Below are 20,236 nucleotides of genomic sequence, written 5' to 3'. Positions count from 1 at the left end.
TTGCTTGAAACCTTTCGCAGTCTCTTCGGTCTGGAACGAAGCGGATTTCCCGGCAGGATGCCCGAATCGGAGCTGTCGGCCCGTCTGCTGGAAAAGTGCCGGCGCAACCGGGGGCGGCACGGTCCTTTTCACCTGCTCCGGGAGATCCCCTTTGTCGTCTTTGACACGGAGACGACTGGACTGAGTGTCCCTGATGATGATGTGATCGCCCTCGGCGCCGTCGCCCTGGGACTCGACGCCGGAGGTGATCGCTGCCCCAGCTTCGACCGGCTCGTTAACCCCCATCGTCCCATCCCCGCGCTGGCGCGGGAGATCACCGGCATCGACGACGAGATGGTCTGCGCCCAGCCGACCATCTACCCGGTGCTCGACGACTTTTTGGATTTTATCGACGGCGCCGTCCTCGTGGCCCATGGGATCGCCTTTGATGTGGGCTTTCTGGATAAGTACCTAAAACCGCTTCGGACGAGGTTGTATCATCCCGTCATCGATACGATCACCCTGTCGCGCGTCATTGAACCTTTTCGGACCGACCACAGCCTCGATGCCCTCGTGCCTGACTGGAGGATCGCGCCGCGCCGTCGTCACAGCGCCCTTGGCGACGCGCAGATGACCGCCGATCTGTTTGCCGCGATGTTGGCGCGGTTGCAGACACTCCGGCCGGTGAGCACCCTTGGCGAATTGCAGCGGATTTTAGCGCAGCAGCACCTCTAGGCGCGCCTTGTCCCTTTCTTATCTCGTGGATGTCATTCATGGGCCAAAGCGGAATTTGTATTCCAGGGACGCAAGCGGTATTATAGAAGAATCGCACCACCGTTCCAATCTATCAAATGCTTACTCCAGCGGAAGGAGGATCCCTGTTGCCATCATCTCCGCTGTTTTCCATCATGCGCCTCATGCCGATCGTCTTTTTTCTCCTGATCAACTACCTCTCCTATATGGCCCTCGTCCGCTGGATGCCCTTTTTCCGGCCGGGACGCCGGCGAACCGCCTTTGTGACCATCGCCATCCTGTCGGCCCTGCCGCCCCTCTACAGCGTGGTGACGGGCTATCAGACCCAGGAAGCGTGGCTGCGCATCGCCTATTACCCCGCCCTCGCCTGGAACATCGGCCAGATCATCTTCCTTCTGGCGGTTCCGATCGTTTTCTTGCTTCACCGTGTCCAGCGTTCCTTGGATGCCGAGGGACAACGAGCGCCGCAAACAAAGGAGATGCCCTTTGCGCCGGGGCCTGACCCTTCCGAAAAAACTCGTCAGGGGGGAGACAAGGAAGCCGCCTCACATATCCATCTGCCGGAAAAAGTCACACGACGGCATCTGTTGCAAGGGGCCATCACCGCCGTCCCTTTTGTCGCCCTCACCGTCGCCGCTGACGGTGTGCTCGTCGGCGACAATCGCGTGATCACCCGGACCTACCCGGTTGCTATCCCAGGTCTTCCCAAACACCTGGACGGACTCCGACTCGTGCAGGTCTCCGACGTCCACCTGGGCACCTTCTTCCCCATCAGCCGCCTCGATGACGCCCTCGAACTCATTCAGAAACAAAAACCGGACATTTTCGCCATCACCGGCGATTATGTCGATGATGTCACCATGCTCGACGACGCGATCAGGCGGACAGAACAGGTCTCCACCACCTTCGGCAGTTACTACAGCCTGGGCAACCACGAACACTACCGGGACCTCGACAAAGTGGTCAGCGCCTTCCGGAAAAGCACGATCCATCACCTGGACAACAGCTTTCAAACAGTGGAGAAGTCCCTCTGCTTGCTCGGCATCGATTATCCCTTCACACGCCGCGACGATGAAAACCGGGCGATGGTGACAGAGCGCCTGCTCGACAAGGCGCTGGCAGGAGCGCCGGCAGACCTGCCGAAGATCCTGCTCACCCACCACCCTGACGGGTTCAACGCAGCCCGGCAGAGGGGGATCGCCCTCTCACTGGCCGGCCACACCCATGGCGGACAAGTCGGCATCGGCGATCGCTCCCTCTTCCCCTTCGCCATGGAGTACATGCGCGGCTGGTATGGCGACGAGGAACAGAAGCTCTTCGTCAACAGCGGCCTCGGCCATTGGTTGCCCTTCCGGTTGGGTTGTCCATCGGAAATCGTCACCTTTGTGCTGCGGAGCGCCTAGAGCCGATCGACTGGAGCCGATCGACTCAACCATACCATTGAACCGTTCGAGTGAACCCAATCGCCAAAACCTCATAAATAGATCCAGCGTCCCCGATTCCAATTATCCCCTCTTGTCTTTTCAGGCGGGATCGCCTATACTAGTCAAGCGTCCTCAAGAGACGCCAACAAAAGAGCGAAAAAGAGTATGGTGGATAGTTGCGGTTTCTGCTTTGCAGGGATCGAGGAAATTCGAGACACGCCCACGGCCGCTTCGGCGGTCGCGGAGTATGGTGCCTGGCGCAAGCCAGGGCAGGGCGACCTGACGACGGCAAAAGCATCTCTCCGGAGAGGCGAGTCGCTGTAAAGTGCCACAGAAACGATGTTCCCCGGCGACGGGGAAGTGCAAGGGTAAACTCCACCAGCGTGCAACCCAAATAGGCGGCGCAAGCCGCGGGTAGGGGCACCCGCTGCGGCGGGAAGGAAGCCAGGCCGTCAGGAGCAACTTCCTTAGACAAATGACTATCCATCGGCGCAAGCCGGGGACAGAATCTCGATTACAGCCATACTCTTTTTTCTAAAACGACCAGAGGTCTACACCTCCGGTCGTTTATTTTTTTGCCCTGAATGCGACTTTTCCGGCGACAGCGCGGCAACACTAGCATCGCCTTTTTCAAGGAGGGATCGCCCCATGCCGAGAATCGCCGCCGTCGCTTCCGCTGTTCCCGATCATATTTTTCGCCAAAAAGACATCCGGCAAGTCGTGGAGCAGATGTTCGCCGGATCCTTCCGCGATCTCGAGCGCCTGTTGCCGATCTTTGAGAACGCCCAGATCGACAAGCGCCACTTCTGCGTCCCCATGGAGTGGTTTCGAGAAGACCACAGCTTCGCCGAAAAAAATCGCCTCTACGTGGAAAACGCCGTCGACTTGGGCGTCCGCGCCGTCACGGGCTGCCTGGAAAAAGCGGGGCTATCACCGGATGAAGTGGACGGCTTTCTCTTCGTTTCCTCCACGGGCATCGCCACCCCGACCATCGATGTGCGGATCGCCAACCGCTTAGGAATGAAGCCCTCCCTGCGCCGGCTCCCCCTATGGGGCTTAGGCTGCGCCGGCGGGGCCGCAGGGGTCGCTCGGGCAGTTGAAATGGCCGCAGCCCGCCCTGACCGCCCGGTATTGCTGCTTGCCTTGGAGTTGTGCGGCCTCACCTTCCTCTGGGGCGATCGGTCGAAAGGCAACCTGATCGCCACCTCTCTCTTCGCCGATGGAGCGGCGGCGGCCCTGGTGATTGAGGATGAGGCTGGAACGAATCAGCGAGCGCCCGCTCTTTCCCCCGAGGTCATCGCCGCCCAAACCACCCGCTGGCCCGAGACACTCGACATCATGGGCTGGGAGGTGCAGGACGAGGGGCTGAAGGTCATCTTCTCGCGCGACATCCCGGCCTTTGTGCAGCGGCATATTCCGCCCGCAGTCGATGCCTTTTTACGCGAACAGGGGCTGGAGCGCGTCCACATCGACGGCCTGATCGCCCACCCCGGCGGGGCCAAAGTGATCAGCGCTTATGAAGAGTGCCTGGGCCTCTCGCCCGAGCAGACGCGCCTGAGCCGCCAGGTGTTGCGCGAGTACGGCAATATGTCGTCAGCGACGATCCTCTTTGTGTTAGAAAAGGCGATGGACGAGGCGACCCGCGCCAATGGTGATCGGGACGGCCACAACCACTATGCGCTGATGACCGCGCTGGGTCCCGGATTCTGTTCGGAGTTGGTGTTGCTGCAATGGCAGTAGCGAATCTCCTTACCGGAGATGGACAGGCGCTCACCCTGCCCATGCCCTAAATTGCTTCCGTAGGAGGCCATGGGAGTGCTCATCTTCTTTGCCTTCTTATCCTTTGTGCTCACGCAACGGGTCGTTGAACTCGCCATCGCCCGGCGCAACGCCCGCCAGATGACTGCCATGGGCGCCGTAGAAGCCGGGCAAGACCACTACAAATACCTGGTGGCCCTGCACATCTGCTTCTTTGCCTCCCTCATGGCGGAAGTTTTCTGGCTGGAACGAAAGCCGCCCCAGTGGTGGATGGCGCCGGCGGCAGCCTTCATACTCGCCCAGGGGCTTCGCTACTGGTGTATGACCAGTCTCGGCCCCTTCTGGAACACACGCATCATCGTTCTTCCCGGCGCCAAGGCCGTCCGGCGCGGCCCCTACCGCTTTTTGCGCCACCCCAACTACCTGGCCGTCGTTGCAGAACTGCTCTGCATTCCGCTCCTGTTCGGCGCTTGGGTGACTGCGGCGATCCTTTCGGTCGCCAATCTCTATCTGCTGTCGGTGCGCATCCGTGTCGAAGAGGCGGCCCTTGATGAGGCCCATTCGTCATCTTCAACGCTCACCCGATCGAAACGGCTGTAAGGAAATACGATGCTTTTGCATCCGCGCCGACAAGGCGGGACGGTTCAAACCTAAAACACGAGCCGTCTCGGCCAGATCGCCGCCCGTTTCCTTCAACACAGACTCAATGATTTTCTTTTCTAAAAGATCGAGGGAGAAGGGGGCGGCGATCGTCACGGTGACGCCATCGTTTTGCACAGATAGGCTTCCTGACGATGGAAGCCCTTCCCGAGGTCGCGCCCGTCCCCTCTCCGGTGTTTCTCTTTCCTCTTCCCTATCGGCTTGTTTGCGGCGACGGGGAGACCTGTAGAGAAACAGTTCTTTACCCTGGTTTAGCACCATGACGGTCTCGCCAGTCTTTTCGCCAGCATCATCTCCAAACTTTTCGCGAGATTTGTCACGCATCTTCCCACGCGCCTTTTCGCCGGACTCCTCGCGAGGTTTTCCGGCACCTTTTTCAGTCGCTGGCGACATAACGGGCAAAAGGTTCAACGGTCCTATGGCCTGTGTCATCGACCTCTGTTCGCTGGCATGATCGGCCGCCGCCACGGTGGCAGAGGGATCACCGTCATCAATCTCGGCGGCAGTGATCCACTCCCCACGGGCGATGATGACCGCCCGCTCGATCCGGTTGGCCAGTTCCCGCACATTCCCCGGCCAGGCATAGGCGGTAAGACGTTGGACGGCCTCCGCCGTAAACCCCCGGATCCGTCCGTGCGGGTCATAGCGGCACAAAAAATGCCGGGCCAGGTCGGCGATATCCTCTTTGCGCGCCGACAAGGGCGGCAAGTGGATCGGAATCACACTGAGACGGTAATAGAGATCCTCCCGCAACCGGCCGTCACCGACGGCGGCAGCCAAGTCGCCCGTCGTGGCGACAATGATCCGCACGTCGACGGCCAGCGGTTTGGTCCCGCCGGCGCGGGTGAAAGCGCCGTCTTCCAACGTGCGGCAGAGCCTCACCTGCAAATCGGGAGGAAGCAATTCCACATGGCGGATCAAAAGAGTCCCCCGGTGGGCCAACTCCAGCCGGCCGGCCTGGGTCTTTCCTTCGCCCCCCCCTTTTGAGGACCCGGTGGGTTCCCAGCCAAAAAGCTCCTTTTCGATCAGGTTTGGCGGGATGGCCGCACAGGGCACGACGACGAAGGGGTATTCGCGGCGTCGGCTCTGGTGATGGAGCGCCCGCGCAACGACCTCCTTCCCTGTTCCCGTCTCGCCTGCCACCAGAACCGGGGTCCGGGCGTCGGCCACTTGGGCGATCAACTCCCGAATGGCGCCCATGGCCGGGCTGGCGCCGATCAACTCGACGTTCTCCCGCCGCCCGGCCGCTTCAAGGCGCAAAAACCGCACCTCTTGCCGCAAAGATTCCACTTCGAGGGCTTTTTCCAGGGTGACGCGCAATTCGTCCATACTGAAGGGCTTATGCAGATAATCGCGAGCCCCCAGGCGCTGCGCCTCTAAGGCCGTCTCGGCCGAAGCCTGTCCGGTGAGAACGATGACGGGCACATTCGCTCGGACGCCAAGCAAGCGGTGGAGGACCGGCAAGCCTTCCGCGCCGGGTCCGTCCAGGTCGACAATGACGAGGATCACCGGCTCTCGCTCCAACTGCTGCACCGCTTCGTTCTCGTTCTCCACCGGGATCACCCTGTAACCGGTCCGGCTCAACCCTCGCGCCAGAACCCAGCGCAGGTGCTCTTCCGGGCTGAGCAGCAACAAAAGGCCTTGCATCGACGTCCTCCTTTCCCCATTCCGCCTCCCCATTCCGCCGGCGAAGTAGGACAGCCGGCCCCTGGAGCAACCTCCTGATCATTCCGACAGGCTGGCAGAAGCCTGATATCTCTTGACGGAATCACCTTGTACCGATTCGGCCTTGGTCCCGCGAAGAGGTCGTCCCTGTTCATGCCCATCCTTTCGGTCCTTATCCCGGTTAGGCGCTGAGCGAAGGACGAATCCCTTCTCTTGCCAGAGCCGTTCCGGCTCCATCGCCGTGAGCGCCGGGGGCATGCGCAGGATCAATCTCCCCTCCCCGGCTGGGCCGGGAAGCCTCAAAATCGTGCCTCCTTGGGCCTCGACAGCAAGCTGCGCCAACTGCCCTTCCACCTGCTGCCCTTCTTCTTTGATCCCGTCTATGTGAAATTCGATCGTCAATCCGGGACCTTCCCAGGTCCCTTCCGTCACTGCCGGCTGATTGGCCCCTTCAGCCCCTTCAGCCCCTCCAGCTCCTCCAGTTCCTCCGGCGCTGCCGGTTCCGTCGTCTCCACAGTCAACGCGCACATGGACCCGCCCCGTCGAAGTGGTCCTGCTGCGTCGGGCCAACAGCCGGTACAGGGCTTCCACCAGGCGGTCTCCATCGGCCCAAACCTTGAGGGATGCCTGTTGTTCCCATGCTTCCTGCCGGGGAGACTCCTGGATGACGGTGTAACCGGGAAAATGCTTGCGGAACCGCTCCAGCACCCCGTCCAGTAACAGGGACACCTCCAGCCAGTCGGGCCTTCTCCCCTCGCTCCGCAACAACCGAACCGCCTCCCGGAGGTACTGCTGCTGGCGCTCCGCCTCGACGGCAATCACCCGCGTATGCTGGATGAGATCAGAGCGGTAGCCAAACTCCTCTTCCAGCACCTGAACGGCGCATCGGATGACGCCCAGGGAGTGGTTGAGCGGCGGAACCAGTTCGTCAAGCAGACACTCCGGCGATGGCCATTGATTCATCTGCTCCTTCTGACCCTGTTCGTTGTGGTGAACCGCCTGATCGCCATAACCGTTCTCCCGTTGCCGCTCGCGCTGTCGATCGGCCAAGTCCTCCTCAGCCACCAACGCTTCCCGCTCTGCCAGTTCCGCCTCTGCCACCAGCGCCTTTGGGTCCGCCTCGACGTCTCCCCCGTCCCAGCCATCGTCATCTCCGTCGACGCCCTGCCGCTTTTTCCGCGCCAACCAAAGGCCCAGCGGCAGGAGAAGAGAAAACAAGGCCACCGCCGCAACCGCTCCGTCGTGGCCGCCGGACAACTCATTGAAAGCGCCCCAAAGGGGAAAAAGAAACACCCCAACCAGGACCGCTGTCACAACCACAGCGGTCGTCAGGGTGATGGTCCAAGGGGATTTGCATTGAGGGATCACAGCACCACCTCGCTTACTCGAATCGTAACGCCACGATTGACTTGAGGGCCAAGGCTCTGTTGGCAAGCGGCGCCAAGCACAGTGAAGCAGGATGTTGTCCATGTCATCATTACAAGAGGTTGACTGGGCGCGATAAACCTTCTGTACAGCACTGTATTCGGGAGTCGTCCCCATTATGTTCGTCGTCATGAAAAGCTCGGAAATCACCTTTACCGGTACTTAACATAAAACAATGGAACCACGGTGTATAATCAACCGTGGAAAGAATGATTAATCTTTGAGGAAGTGTATTGGCCGTGAACCATACGGTACATTATTGGCTCTTGTTGCGCTCATCGACCGGGCCAGGCATGTATTCGTATTCGATTCTCGACTTTGGGCCGTCGGAGTTCGAGATCCGGCGAACTCGCCGCGACTACCTGCGGTTGAGCGTTTACCCTAAAAATGCGCTGGTCCTTGTTCAGTCGAGAAACTCCGCCGAGGCCCTCAAAAAAGCCCAGGCGACGGAGCGCTCCAGAAAGCAGCTTGGCGCAGGGAGTGGAAACACAAGCGCGACCGTGGGCGTGAGCGCTAAGGAACCAGAACCGGTCCAAAACCAGCAGCGTAACGCCTATTTGAAAAGCGACTCAGCACACATGTGAGACGGAGAAAGTCCCGCCGACTTTGATCTGCCCTACTGACACCAACTATTTGCTATGGTTGGTGTCTTTTTTATGCTGCCACGGCAGGAAGGCATGGCCAACGCTGGTTGATTCATAGGGACAACCGCGCCGATGACACAATCTTCTATCACAGATAGGAGGCATTCATCTGTAGGATGACGGGCGAATTTGGACGATAATCGTTCCGCACTGAGCCCCGAAGGTATATTTGTTAAGAAAGTCACCATAATAACGAACACAAGCATTCAAGTCATTTTTCAGATAGCAAAACATCAAAAACACTGAATATATAGGAGAGAATTATGACAAACTTGTTCTGGTATCACAGTTTGACATTCATCGGTATAGGCTTAATAATCTTTACAATGTACAAGAGAAAAAGCATAGTTAACTTATTTTCGTTTTATTTATTCATTTCAGCACTTGCTTATCTGTGTGAGATTGTAATACTATTTGTATTTAACAGTTATGCATACAAACCGGGATTATTTACTGACCCTATTCAAGAAAGTATTTATGGGCATTTAGTGTGTAATGGATTCTTTTGGGGTGGATTTACGCTCCTGGTCGCTGCATTTCAATTAAAATATTATTGGATTTTTTTGATATCTGTTGTATTTATGCTTGTAGAAGTTTTGTTCCTTGCATTAGGTATATATACTCATCACTGGTGGAGAACTTACATGACAGGAATAGCGGTTGTTGTATTTCTTTTTTTTGCAAGAAAGTGTTTTGGTATATTAATGGAAAAGAAGCATATGCTTCTGAGATACACTGCATTTTATTTAATCGCATGGTTGTTGTTATTAGGTTCCTCTATTGTACTTTTAATATCAGACAAACAGCATTTTGGAATCGGATTGGTTGATAATTACTTTCTTAATGATATTTTTTTCGATGTACCCTACCAATTGATTATGTCATTAACTTTTATATTTTTCGTTAATTTCCTTCATAAGCCATATTGGAAAACAGCCCCTCTATTTGTGGTTTTATTAAGTGACTATATGATGATAAAAATGAATATTTTAACCTTCCAAAATGGTTGGAATCTATTTTACTTAACACAACTTCACTATTTATGTTTAGGACTGTATATCGTCCTGGAAAAGTATTCATTGAAGGGATGGAAGACCCCATTTAAAAAGGAATGCCCGAATTCTTGAAGCAACCCATTGGCTACACTCGCATGTGCGGTGCGAAAAAGCTGTTACCGTGGATTCAGGTCGATTATATCTCGTGTCTTTTTACCGGAATATACTTTATCTTCTCCTACTATAGCCAGTGACAACCATACAAACATTGAAAGCGCTGCTATGCTATATATATAGCTAAATATCATATCAAAGCTTCCATACCTGAAAGCTCCCCTTTGGATAAAAACGTACTGTAGAATAGAGAACGCTGAGGCAACTGAGGTAACAGAAATTATTTTTGATATTGAACTACGTGTTAACCAATTAATCATGAGTATTCCGATACCTGAATACGCAAGCAGTTGAAATAATGATGCTCTACCGATGGGGATTAAAACGTGTTCAAAGCTGTAAAACCCTAAGTAGGACGATAAATTATCTAAAAATATCATCCAGACCACGGACACAAAAACAGCATACCGCAACTCGATAATTCGTTTCATGGGAATAAGCACTACAACTAATATCCAAATCATCATACTAAGCACCAATTGTTCCATGATTCACCTCTACGCCTTGAATTTTCCTCCGTCTATCATAACCACTAAATCGATAGATTATTTAGGATTTTTAAGCAAACCTATTTTTTCAAAAGAAGATTACAAACCGCCGATTTCTATGCTTTTAATCCTGATTTTAGCTTTCCGGCCCCAAAAAAAGCGCCCCTGTAGGCAGACAGTTTTGTTTTTCAGACTGTCTACCTCAAAGGGCGCATATCACTCACCAGATCGGCGGATCTTTTTTTATTCCCATGTCGACCACACCTCGGGACGGTAGCCCACTGTCGCTTGCCTCCCGTTTCGGACGACGGGCGTCTTGAACAACAGGGGATTCTCCATCAGCACTTCTTCCACGTCATGGACGAGGTACTTGAGGTTTCGCTTTCCATACTCCTTGCCCTCTTTGTCGATCAGGTTGTCCAGGCCGACGGCGGACTTCACGCTGGCAAACTCGCCTCTGCTTAGACCCTTGACAGCCAGGTCGATGAACTGGAACTTGATACGGCGCTCCTTGAAGTAGCGCTCGGCTTTGCGCGTGTCTTGGCATTTTTTTGTGCCCCAGATTTGAACGTTCATGCGTCACACCCCGATTGTATTATTCTCGAAAAATAAACTGCCCTTATAGAAAAAAGACCGCTGACATCGCCAGCAGCCTGAAGCAGGGTACACCGCCTGCATTTGCCTTTATACAAAATTTCATGGTCATCTCGTCGCGCTTTCAGCGCGGCAGTCACGGCCCCCAAAGCAATATGCCAAGCACCCAATAGAGTTGTGAGAATAGAAATAGCGCTGCGTTAGAAACCATGCCCCATCTCGCATAGGCGTCCTTGTTCTTCCGGAAGCCCCAGTAACCTGCAGCGAATCCGATGGGACTGACAATGGTGGGAAAGAAAACGGCCAGACGGAGCACTGAGGTCAGGCTTAACGGCAGGGGCTGAACGAAGAAATTCAGTATGAGCAGCCCAAGCGTTCCAGCGATGCCAAGAGATGTATATCCCCAAAACCCATGTCGCATCATCGTCACCATGATCGATTATAGCAATATTGGGCTTATGTGTACATTGCACTCAAGAAAATCCTTATTAATACTGCTCCGGTATCCGGGAAAACCTCGCTACTGGCGCCGGATCACAGGTCAGGTGAGCCAGGTGTCGCGCCAGGATTTCCAACTGCTTCTCCAGGCTGACGACACGGGCTTCCAGTTCGCCCACCCGCCCTTTCAGCCCGGCCAACTCCACAGCCAGGACGCGTGGCTCAAGGGGGTCCGCGCTCCCCCTGTATTCCTCCATCTGTGAAAGGCCTAGGCCTGCCGGTCGTTCCATCGATCCTTTCTCCCCCCGTCGCGCTTGTTATCGGGAAGCCCGCCTACAGGAATATATGCGATATCCCGCCCGCTATGCCCGTGCTTCCCCCAATTCCCAAAGAATCCCCTATTGACGAGAAGCGACTTCCCGGTTATACTAACATTTGTCTTCGGGGCGTAGCTCAGTTTGGTAGAGCGCTACCTTGGGGTGGTAGAGGCCGCACGTTCAAATCGTGTCGCTCCGACCATGTGTCTGGAGGGGTTCCCGAGTGGCTAAAGGGAGCAGACTGTAAATCTGCCGTCTGACGACTTCGTAGGTTCGAATCCTACCCCCTCCACCACTTTGCGTACAGACCCGTGCCGTTCGCGGCGCGGGTTTTTGCATTTTAAACACTGCTTGTCCTGCTTCTTGTCCTACTCTTTGCCTGCTTATGGCAGGCTTACGAAAAAAACAAAGACCGGAGCATGCCTTGCCTCCGGTCCTGACCCTTTCACCTGTATTTCACGCTGGCTACCGACCGCGTGGATTCAGTTGTCACGATTCACCGGCCTCCCCCCTCTGGGGCGTCGTCTCCGTGGTGTCCTTTCACCAGGAAACGCGATTGCCGGGTAATCGTCATGGGGCAAAAATCGGGTCATCCGTCATTGTTCAAATGCGCCACCTCGTTTGACCCGGCCCAACTGCCTTGTCTTCATTCCTCGGTCCACATTCCTTCGCCCCGCCATCCATGGCCAACCGAGGCTACGTTTCCGCCGTCTCCCACTCCCGCTGGCGCGGGGTCCCGCCCTGAAGCGGTCCGGAAACGCCGATGGGACCGCCGGAACGGCGCCGGCCGGTTAGTAGGGGTCTTGGGCGTTGCCGCAGCTTCCCGCTATCCCCGCCATTGAAGCGGCCGAACTTAAACGCAATCCCGGGTCATGCGTGATGGCCGTCATGCAAGTGGGGCGCTACACTCATTTTCACCGGTTCCGCCGTTGTCATCTGTCATTCCCCTCCGTTGCAGCAGAGCCAATGTCCACCAAGGCGCAGGCAAGCGGGCACACGCCAAGTTTCCTAGCCCAATGGAATCTCCTCCCTCCCTTTGAACCTACCAACCTATTCGCCACTTGGTATTATTTTCCTTCTTTTTCCTTTTCATGTTTATTGCTTTTTTCTCTCTGGTTGTACTCATGTGGCATTACTGCGGAGCAACGACGAGTTCTGTGAACAGCAGCGCATCGCCCATCTGTTCCGCGAGATCCCATGGCCGGTATCGCAGTTCGAGGATCTTCGGCATTTCCGGAGCGATTTTAATTGAAAATTCCGCCTTTTCAAAAACCTGATGACTTGTAAAGGTATGTGTTCCGACAAGGTTGCCATCTAAAAATAGATCCGCTGTTTGTTCATCCTTCGTGCTGCGCGCCGTCATACGCAATCGATAGCTTTTTTCTTCCATACATTCTGTTGTGATTTGCAGAAAAGAACTGGGACCATAACTCCAAAGGACCGTAGGCAAATCCCATTGCGGATAGGGACCTTCCATCGGTCTAAACCCGCCAAGGGGAATCCAGCCGTAAAAAGGCATATCGATGAATTCCTCAGGCAACCCTTGATATCCGAATTGACGGCAATCGCGATAGGGCAGGAAACGATCCGTTGCATGTCTCATGATGTATTGATAAATCACTTCACCGAAATGATAAATGTTGTCCTCATTCTCTAGCGGCGGTTGCTCCACATGCTTGAGGATAATGTCCTTAAAGTAATACCAGTTCTCTACATTCCATCTCTGGGGATGATACACATGATAGCCGAAGGGCGTGCCGATGTATTTTAACGGTATCTGGTGGTAAATCGGGATTAACAGAATCCAATAATCCCACCAGGGCAAGCCCAGGCAGAATCCTTCGTCAGGATACAGTGAAGCGATTTTCTTATCGAAGAAAAAATAGTCTAATCCCCGTTTCTCAATGCTCCCGATCGGGTTGTCAATCCGCTCGATATCAACGCGCGATCCAAAGACCATTGAGCCAGGCGCCTCTTTCTCGATAAACCAACGAATGTCCTGAAAAAAGTGAATATCTGAATTGACGATACCGCATAAGTCATGATCACTCCTGTGATAGTAGGCAAGAATGTCATGCAAGTAGACATAGGGTTTGCCGAACGGCTGACTGGCGTCCCGAGATACGGCGACAAACTCAACAAAGGGGAAATGATCTTTGAGGCTTTCGATTTCACTCGGGATATTGAAGGATATGATGTGAAATCCTTGTAGCACCCAGCTCCAGATCGCCCGTTGTTGCGTAGTGATATCCCGTGGAGCAATGGAAGTGGCGATCGGCAGCGTTCGCCCGATTGCAGTGGTTGGACCTGAGGTGGGCGGCAGCGCATCCGCCCGTGTCTTCTGAAGTAAAAAACAGCCGTATCCATAGACTGCCTCATCGGTGTCTCGAACCAACGTATAATCGATTAATTCGAATTCAGGAAAATAACGTAGAAAGTGAGGATAAGAGTAAACGCGACGGTCATTGAACTGTATGTGTTGCTTCCCAAGCGGCACAGAAAGGCACAGATAACCGCCTTCTTGGATGACTCGCTTCAATTGAAAGATGGCCTTGCGATCGCCGTCAGGATCGAGCGGTTCGCCATGGTGACCGAGACCGATCCGTTCGATCAACCGCAAACAAGAAAGGGAGGGGATGCTGTTGTCGGCGAAAGGCAACCGGTTTAAATCCACTTTGCCGATGGTCAGTTCTTTTGTCGGATGGCCTTGCCACTTGCTGTCATAACCATACAGGCAGGCCGGGGAATACTCATAGAAACTGACAGGAATATTGGTGGAGAGGATCGAGCTCAATGTGATGACAGGGGAAATGTCCACGTGCTGAATGGGGTTTATCTTTTGGATCGACAACATCATCCAAGCGAGGATTTCAAAGATGTTGTGTGAGTAGCCCTCTTTTATATTTGCGATATTGTCCACCACTTCTTGTGGAGATGGGAGGGGGAACCGTCGTTCTTCGTTGCTTAGTCCTTCCTGCAAGGCAGTAAATTTTACGAGATCGCGGGAACGCTTTTCTTCCGGCGATATCTCATGGATTTTGCTAAAAAACTCATAAAAGTCATCGTCGAGGTTGATCCTATACTCCATGTTCGGATCTTTCCTAATGTCCTTTTGTCCAGCATTGTTCCTTCGTTTTCTCTTCGCAGATGGACTGCCCATTCCACAAACCCCTTTACCAACCGAGATATGCCCGCTTGTTTTCCGCCAATTACCGGGACGCCGCTGTATTTTCACGTCTTCTTGACGGCTTGCCTGTACCATTCGTAGGTTTGTTGTATTCCTTGTTCCAAGGGGATCCGAGCCTTCCAACCGAGGCCGTTGATTTTCGACACATCCAAAAGTTTTTGAGGGGTTCCGTCGGGCATGCGACTATCGAAGACAACCTTCCCTCTAAACCCGCATGTTGCGGCAATCATCTCAGCCAACTCCGCAATCGTCACATCAGTGCCGGTGCCCACATTGATGATGGCGCTGTGCGGCTGCGCGTCAAAATGATGCAATAAAAAGACGCAGGCCTCTCCCAGGTCATCGACATGGAGAAACTCTCTTCGAACCCGCCCCGTTCCCCAAACCGGCACCTCAGAGGCGTTCTGCTGCTTCCCCTCATGGAACTTGCGGATCAATGCCGGCAACACGTGGGCCGATTGCAGATCGAAACAATCATTGGGACCATAGAGGTTTGTCGGCATGGCGACGATGAAATTCGTTCCATACTGCCGGTTATAGGATTCACACAGCTTAATTCCCGCGATTTTTGCCACCGCGTAGGGCTCATTTGTCGGTTCAAGGGCGCCCGTCAACAGGCATGATTCTGCCATCGGTTGTGGCGCATATTTTGGGTAGATGCAGGAACTGCCCAGAAACAGCAGTTTATTTACCCCTGATTCGTAGGCATGGTGAATCACATTGGTCTGAATCATCAGGTTGTCATAGATGAATTCGGCAGGAAAGCTGTTGTTCGCATAAATCCCGCCTACTTTCGCAGCGGCGACGATCACATAGTCGGGCCGTTCTTGGGCGAAGAACTGTTTGACGGCTTTTTGGTCCCGCAGGTCCAGATCGGAACGGTTCTGCAGGATTAACCGCTCATAGCCCAGGGAGCGCAACTTGCGCACGATGGCCGAACCGACGAGTCCGCGATGGCCCGCGACGAAAATCCGATCGTTCCTGTCCATCTTTGCCTACACCTCAAATCCTCTCTTTACAGGAAAGCCCTTTTGTTCACATAAGAGTTCCCGTTGCGCGCTGCGCAGGTCTTCTCGAACCATCTCGGCAACCAACTCTCGGAAAGAGATCTTCGGTGACCACCCGAGCTTGTTTTTTGCTTTAGCGGGGTCGCCCAATAGCGTTTCTACCTCCGTGGGACGGTAATGGATCGGATCAACCGCCACGAGACAACGACCGGTGTTTGCGTCAAATCCCTCTTCCTCCATCCCCTGACCGCGCCATTCGATCCCGATGCCGACTTCCGCAAAGGCCCTTTCGACGAACTCGCGCACACTGTGTTGCTCACCCGTCGCGATCACATAGTCATCGGGGCGGTCCTGTTGAAGGATCAGCCATTGGGCTTCCACATAGTCCTTGGCATGTCCCCAATCACGCAGCGCGTCGATGTTTCCAAGACGCACCTGTTTTTGCAACCCCAGCTTCACTCGCGCGACAGCCCGGGTGATCTTGCGGGTGACAAAGGTTTCTCCCCGGATGGGGGACTCATGGTTAAACAGGATGCCATTGCAGGCGAAGAGGTTGTACGCTTCACGGTAATTGACGGTGATCCAATAGGCATACAATTTGGATACGGCATAGGGCGAACGGGGGTAAAAGGGGGTTGTTTCCTTTTGAGGTATTTCTTGAACCAGGCCATACAGTTCACTGGTGGAGGCCTGATACATCCTCGTCTTTTGTTCAAGATGCAGGATGCGAATGGCTTCGAGCAATCGCAGAGGGCCGAGCGCGTTGGCATTGGCCGTGTATTCCGGGGAATCGAAAGATACTTTCACATGGCTTTGGGCTGCCAAGTTGTATAACTCGTCAGGCTGGATTTCCTTGATCAACCGGATAAGGTTCGCCGTATCTGTCAAGTCCCCATAATGTAGGATAAAATGATCCTTGTGCTGGGACGCTTCATACAGATGATCAATCCGATCGGTGTTACACAGAGATGACCGCCGCTTGACTCCGTGAACCCTGTACCCTTTGTTCAGCAAAAACTCAGCGAGATAGGCTCCATCCTGTCCTGTAATCCCTGTGATCAGCGCCGTTTTACTCATCTCGCACCCCCGACAGTGTTGACTACGCCTTCCATGAAGCCATGGTTCGCTCGATTGCGACACACAGTACACGATACGGGGCGCTCTGGAAAATCGTTACAGCCCTGTGTTTACGCCATTCTGCGCAACTACTGACTGGAAGCCATGGACTGGCAATGAAGATAGTAACCGGTGATCAGGGGATTCTGCGGGTATTTTCGGTACAGATCGGCGAAATAAAAATACGCCTCTTTGATCGCCCTGGGTTCGCCTTCACATGCGCGCGCAAACAATGCCAGAATCTCTGCGTCCACTTCTCTCGCTGCGCTCCCATCGCTCGTTTCTTCTACCTCATTCTTGCACTCTTCATTCCCCCCCCTATATGGACGATAACCGTTCAAATCATCACGCAAACCAGCCACTGGATAATAGGGAGAGGCGTATTTTTTCTTTCTCTTTCTTGTTTGACGTTCCATCAGATAAAATATGGGGTAATATAACTCTTTGTTCATTTGCCTTTGACCTGTCCGATAATCGCCAAACATAAGGAACCTCCTTGCAGACGTAAGCCTCCCAATGGTTGCTCGATGGTTACCTTTACAGCTTATGGCGTCAGACAAAGGCATGGTTCCTTTTGTTTCGCCCCGCTCAACTCAGCCGATGCTTTTTGAGCGATGCCGTGATAAAATGATAAGATAAGCACAAAACCATCGTGAACGAGGGAAGACCATGCACGTATACGCCCTGGTGGGTTCCAGCGGCACCGGCAAAAGCCACCGGGCCATCCGCCTTGCCGCCGAACTTCACTGCCAGGTGATCATCGATGACGGCTTGATTATTGAAGAAAACCGCATCCTGGCCGGCACGACGGCCAAACGGTCAACGACCCGCCTGGGGGCGATCAAGACGGCCCTGTTTCAGGAGGAAGAACACCGGGATCAGGCGCGCGAGGCTCTGTTGCGCTGTTCGCCGAAGGGCATTTTGATCCTGGGCACCTCTGAGGGGATGGTTGAAAAAATCGCCGCGCGCCTTGAGCTGCCGGCGCCGGAAAAAATCGTCTACATCGAGGACATCGCTTCCTCCAATGAGATTCGGAAAGCCCGTTACAACCGCGCTCACCATGGCCGCCATGTCGTGCCCGCGCCTGCCCTGGAAGTCACCCGGAACTGGACAGACGCCCTGATCAACCCTGTCAAAGTCTTTTTTCAAAAAAAGGGGTCTGAGCGCAAAACATGGGCGGAGCAGTCGGTCGTCCGTCCCACCTTCACCTCACTGGGCAACCTGTCCATCTCCAGCCCAGCCATCATCGCCGGGATCTCTCACCAGGTCCAGGATATCCCCGGTGTAGCCGATGTGGGCAGCATCAGCATCACCCATGGCGATGACGGCGTCACCGTTCGCCTCCCCATCACCGCCCTCTACCGGCAACCCCTTCATATCCTGGGGCGCAAGGTGCAGCGCCTGGCTTTTGACATTCTGGAAACGATGGGCATCTCTGTGTTGGCCGTTGATGTGACCATCGAGAAGCTGCTGATCAAATAATGGCGCAGCCCCAGCGGTAGGTCCCAGAAAAACAGGCAACCCCTTCCCACAGTTCTATCTGGGAAGGGGTTTTTTTGACTCATTTTTCCACAAAATCTCTCATCATCCTCTGTTGGGCCTGTCCCTGTCACGCTATAATGAAGTTGCGCGCAAAGGCGGTATGTTTCGCACAAATGGGTTGCGCAGCAGCGATACCATATCGAGATGTAAGGAGGGTTTCATGGCGTTGCGCAGTTCTGCCTTCTCCCGGATGCTGTCTCCGGTCTCCATTCTGTTGCTGATATCTCTTCTTTTTCAGGTTACAACCGCGTCCGCTGGACCCGTCAGCCCCCCCACATTGACCTATTCTCCAGGCATCCAGGCCTATTTGGCCACATACAAAGGCGAATATACCGTCAATAACACGGTCTACCAACTCGTCTACGGCGCCTATTACGCCCCTGACGGGACAAGCGCTGTCAACGATTTTGTCATCTCTGATCACGGAGCCGGCGCCGATGCATCGGCAAGCTACGGCCGTTACGGTCAGTTCGAAAAAATGTTGACCCTTTGGACCGATCCCTTCCAGGCGGTTCCTGATCAGGTCTATGGGCGTGTCATCGGCTGTGACACCCATTACACGCAGACGCCGGCGCCAATCAATCAAGGCTATCCGATCTCGGCAGGCCCTGGCTATCTCCCCCGGAGCGCCTACTGTTCCGAACCGGGAAAGGAAAGATTTCTGGCTGTTTGGCAGCAAGGCGGCAACGACTCGAAGATTCTCGGCCGGTTTGTCGGTCTCAGCGGAGAGCCCTTCGGCAATGTGATCACCATCGGTGACGGATTAAATCCGGCGATTACTTACAACCCGTTGCTGAAAAAATTCGTAGTCTTCCGTGACGGCGGTTACGGTTGGCTCCTATCGCCAAATGGCGCCGTCGAACTGGCTTTTGAAACGACCGCTTCCCATGTGTACAGCAGTTCGACGCCAGTCACGGCCTGGGACGCAGATGACAAAGCTTGCCTGATCGCCACTCGATTCCGGGACAATGCAAACAACAACTACACGATCCTGGGTCAAGTCGTTGACGTCTCTTCCGGGACGCCTTCACGGCAGGGAGAAGCCTTTACGATCACGACCGGTTATCCCTCTCTCCCCTCGCTCGCCTACGATGGGCTGAACAAACGCTTCCTCGTAAGTTGGCGCGAAAACAGTTCCCTCTATGTGCGCTTCGTGCACGCCGACGGCACAACGGAGGGCGGTCCCATCGTCCTGGCCCTTGATCTGAATCCCCTCATGGAACCGGCGCTGGCGAGCGATGAAAGCCTCTCCACATTCTTATTCGCTTATGTGAATACGTCGGGAGAACTATCACGCAAGCGCTTTAGCGCGACTCCTTATGGAGACGGCTGGACACCAGATAGCCGCATCCATGTCTCAAATGTGACCGACAATGGCATCAACTTTACCTGGGACGGCATGATAAATACCGATGATCAACAGTTCCGCTTCTATCTCGATAATGTCTATCAAGGCACCGTGGTCAACGATGTTTACTACAGTTACCCCGGTTCCATCAGCGGACTGTCGCCCGAACAGGAGTACCTCCTCCGCGTCGAATCCATCGACGAAAACGGCGTTGAAAGCGCCAACGGCCCCGCCATCCGTTTCATGAGCAAGAGCTTGGGACCTTCCTACCGCCATCCCTATCTGGTGGCTTCGCCAACGGCCGGGCTGAATGGAACAAAGACATCTCTGGAATTCGCCGTCCATGTCACCGAGAATGCCGGTTCCGGCTCTTCCACGGCCATCTTTCAGTTGTCAAAAGGGAACATTCCCATTCAGACGCAAACCTACCCGCTTTCACAGATCGCCAACGGGCAACGAATCTCCTGGTCTCTTCCGTATCCGCTGGATGCGGGCGATTACACGGTGAAGGTGTTTTTATGGGACAGCCTCGATGGCATGTCCGCGAAAGCAAAACGGGCCGAACGAACCTGGGACTGGACGAACATCGCCACCAGTCCCCCCAAGGTCGATTAGCCCTCAAGACGAACCCTCGCCGTTGGCTCACCTGTGCCGTGGCCTGATAAAAAGCGAACACCCTCTTCAGTTGTCACTGCAAGAGGGTGTTCGCTTTTCTGTCATGT

17 protein-coding genes, 2 tRNA genes and 1 other RNA gene are annotated in these 20,236 nt (G+C 54.5%); 11 read left to right on the top strand and 9 right to left on the bottom strand.

Going from position 1 to position 20,236, the window contains the following annotated elements; translation table 11 throughout:
* The 5 genes from GTO89_RS00600 (at position 1) to GTO89_RS17735 (ending at position 4,514) form a co-directional block, all read left to right on the top strand.
* Positions 1-714: a 3'-5' exonuclease gene (locus GTO89_RS00600; protein ID WP_161260117.1), complete on the top strand. Its 714-nt coding sequence runs from the start codon at positions 1-3 to the stop codon at positions 712-714.
* 146 nt (positions 715-860) lie between these two features.
* Positions 861-2,135 carry a metallophosphoesterase gene (locus GTO89_RS00595; RefSeq protein WP_161260116.1) on the top strand — a complete coding sequence of 425 codons (1,275 nt, stop codon included), beginning with the start codon at positions 861-863 and terminating at the stop codon, positions 2,133-2,135.
* Between the two features lie 185 nt (positions 2,136-2,320).
* Positions 2,321-2,678: RNase P RNA component class B (gene rnpB / locus GTO89_RS00590), an RNA gene on the top strand.
* Between the two features lie 126 nt (positions 2,679-2,804).
* Complete coding sequence (locus GTO89_RS00585; protein ID WP_161260115.1) at positions 2,805-3,896, top strand: type III polyketide synthase; 1,092 nt, start codon at positions 2,805-2,807, stop codon at positions 3,894-3,896.
* A gap of 75 nt (positions 3,897-3,971) precedes the next feature.
* Positions 3,972-4,514: an isoprenylcysteine carboxyl methyltransferase family protein gene (locus tag GTO89_RS17735; RefSeq protein WP_204758143.1), complete on the top strand. Its 543-nt coding sequence runs from the start codon at positions 3,972-3,974 to the stop codon at positions 4,512-4,514.
* Here GTO89_RS17735 and GTO89_RS00575 read toward each other — a convergent pair.
* Positions 4,485-6,221 (bottom strand): sigma-54-dependent transcriptional regulator, encoded by a 1,737-nt coding sequence (locus GTO89_RS00575; RefSeq protein WP_161260113.1) that lies wholly within the window; start codon positions 6,219-6,221, stop codon positions 4,485-4,487. The two genes, GTO89_RS17735 and GTO89_RS00575, sit on opposite strands and share 30 nt — an antisense overlap.
* 78 nt (positions 6,222-6,299) lie before the next feature.
* Entirely contained in the window at positions 6,300-7,607 is a 1,308-nt protein-coding gene (locus GTO89_RS00570; RefSeq protein WP_161260112.1) for a nitrogen regulation protein NR(II), read from the bottom strand.
* A gap of 296 nt (positions 7,608-7,903) precedes the next feature.
* On the opposite strand from GTO89_RS00570, the gene GTO89_RS00565 reads away from it, so the two are divergent.
* Together GTO89_RS00565 and GTO89_RS00560 are read left to right on the top strand one after the other, a co-directional pair.
* Complete coding sequence (locus GTO89_RS00565; RefSeq protein WP_161260111.1) at positions 7,904-8,248, top strand: hypothetical protein; 345 nt, start codon at positions 7,904-7,906, stop codon at positions 8,246-8,248.
* 323 nt (positions 8,249-8,571) lie between these two features.
* Positions 8,572-9,435, top strand: coding sequence for a hypothetical protein (locus GTO89_RS00560; RefSeq protein ID WP_161260110.1), 864 nt, complete (start codon positions 8,572-8,574; stop codon positions 9,433-9,435).
* A gap of 44 nt (positions 9,436-9,479) precedes the next feature.
* Here the strand turns inward: GTO89_RS00560 and GTO89_RS00555 are convergent, their stop codons facing one another.
* The 3 genes from GTO89_RS00555 to GTO89_RS00545 all read right to left on the bottom strand — a co-directional run bounded on the left by GTO89_RS00555 (position 9,480) and on the right by GTO89_RS00545 (position 11,287).
* On the bottom strand, positions 9,480-9,965 hold the full coding sequence (locus tag GTO89_RS00555) for a hypothetical protein (protein WP_161260109.1): 486 nt from the start codon (positions 9,963-9,965) through the stop codon (positions 9,480-9,482).
* Positions 9,966-10,208: 243 nt separating this feature from the next.
* Positions 10,209-10,541: an arsenate reductase family protein gene (locus GTO89_RS00550; protein ID WP_161260108.1), complete on the bottom strand. Its 333-nt coding sequence runs from the start codon at positions 10,539-10,541 to the stop codon at positions 10,209-10,211.
* 506 nt (positions 10,542-11,047) lie between these two features.
* Complete coding sequence (locus GTO89_RS00545; RefSeq protein WP_161260107.1) at positions 11,048-11,287, bottom strand: hypothetical protein; 240 nt, start codon at positions 11,285-11,287, stop codon at positions 11,048-11,050.
* Between the two features lie 152 nt (positions 11,288-11,439).
* Here GTO89_RS00545 and GTO89_RS00540 point away from each other — a divergent pair.
* Together GTO89_RS00540 and GTO89_RS00535 are read left to right on the top strand one after the other, a co-directional pair.
* Positions 11,440-11,516, top strand: a tRNA-Pro gene (locus GTO89_RS00540).
* A 7-nt stretch (positions 11,517-11,523) separates the two neighbouring features.
* Positions 11,524-11,609: transfer RNA gene (locus GTO89_RS00535), tRNA-Tyr, on the top strand.
* An 837-nt stretch (positions 11,610-12,446) separates the two neighbouring features.
* Here the strand turns inward: GTO89_RS00535 and GTO89_RS00530 are convergent.
* The 4 genes from GTO89_RS00530 to GTO89_RS00515 all read right to left on the bottom strand — a co-directional run bounded on the left by GTO89_RS00530 (position 12,447) and on the right by GTO89_RS00515 (position 17,109).
* Positions 12,447-14,402: a DUF268 domain-containing protein gene (locus GTO89_RS00530; RefSeq protein WP_161260106.1), complete on the bottom strand. Its 1,956-nt coding sequence runs from the start codon at positions 14,400-14,402 to the stop codon at positions 12,447-12,449.
* A gap of 143 nt (positions 14,403-14,545) precedes the next feature.
* Positions 14,546-15,490, bottom strand: a complete 945-nt coding sequence (locus GTO89_RS00525; protein WP_161260105.1) for a GDP-L-fucose synthase family protein — start codon at positions 15,488-15,490, stop codon at positions 14,546-14,548.
* A 6-nt stretch (positions 15,491-15,496) separates the two neighbouring features.
* Positions 15,497-16,585 carry a GDP-mannose 4,6-dehydratase gene (gmd, locus tag GTO89_RS00520; protein ID WP_161260104.1) on the bottom strand — a complete coding sequence of 363 codons (1,089 nt, stop codon included), beginning with the start codon at positions 16,583-16,585 and terminating at the stop codon, positions 15,497-15,499.
* 128 nt (positions 16,586-16,713) lie between these two features.
* Complete coding sequence (locus GTO89_RS00515) at positions 16,714-17,109, bottom strand: hypothetical protein (RefSeq protein ID WP_161260103.1); 396 nt, start codon at positions 17,107-17,109, stop codon at positions 16,714-16,716.
* 184 nt (positions 17,110-17,293) lie between these two features.
* On the opposite strand from GTO89_RS00515, the gene GTO89_RS00510 reads away from it, so the two are divergent.
* The gene (locus GTO89_RS00510; RefSeq protein ID WP_161260102.1) at positions 17,294-18,106 is read left to right on the top strand and encodes an Asp23/Gls24 family envelope stress response protein; all 813 of its coding nucleotides are present in this window, start codon (positions 17,294-17,296) and stop codon (positions 18,104-18,106) included.
* Between the two features lie 220 nt (positions 18,107-18,326).
* Entirely contained in the window at positions 18,327-20,129 is a 1,803-nt protein-coding gene (locus tag GTO89_RS00505; protein ID WP_161260101.1) for a hypothetical protein, read from the top strand.
* The last annotated feature ends 107 nt before the right edge of the window (positions 20,130-20,236 follow it).

Origin of the sequence: Heliomicrobium gestii (assembly GCF_009877435.1) — a bacterium.
Classification (GTDB): Bacteria; Bacillota; Desulfitobacteriia; order Heliobacteriales; family Heliobacteriaceae; genus Heliomicrobium; species Heliomicrobium gestii.
Note: the sequence above shows the minus strand (reverse complement) of the source record. Positions and strands in the feature narration are given on the sequence as shown.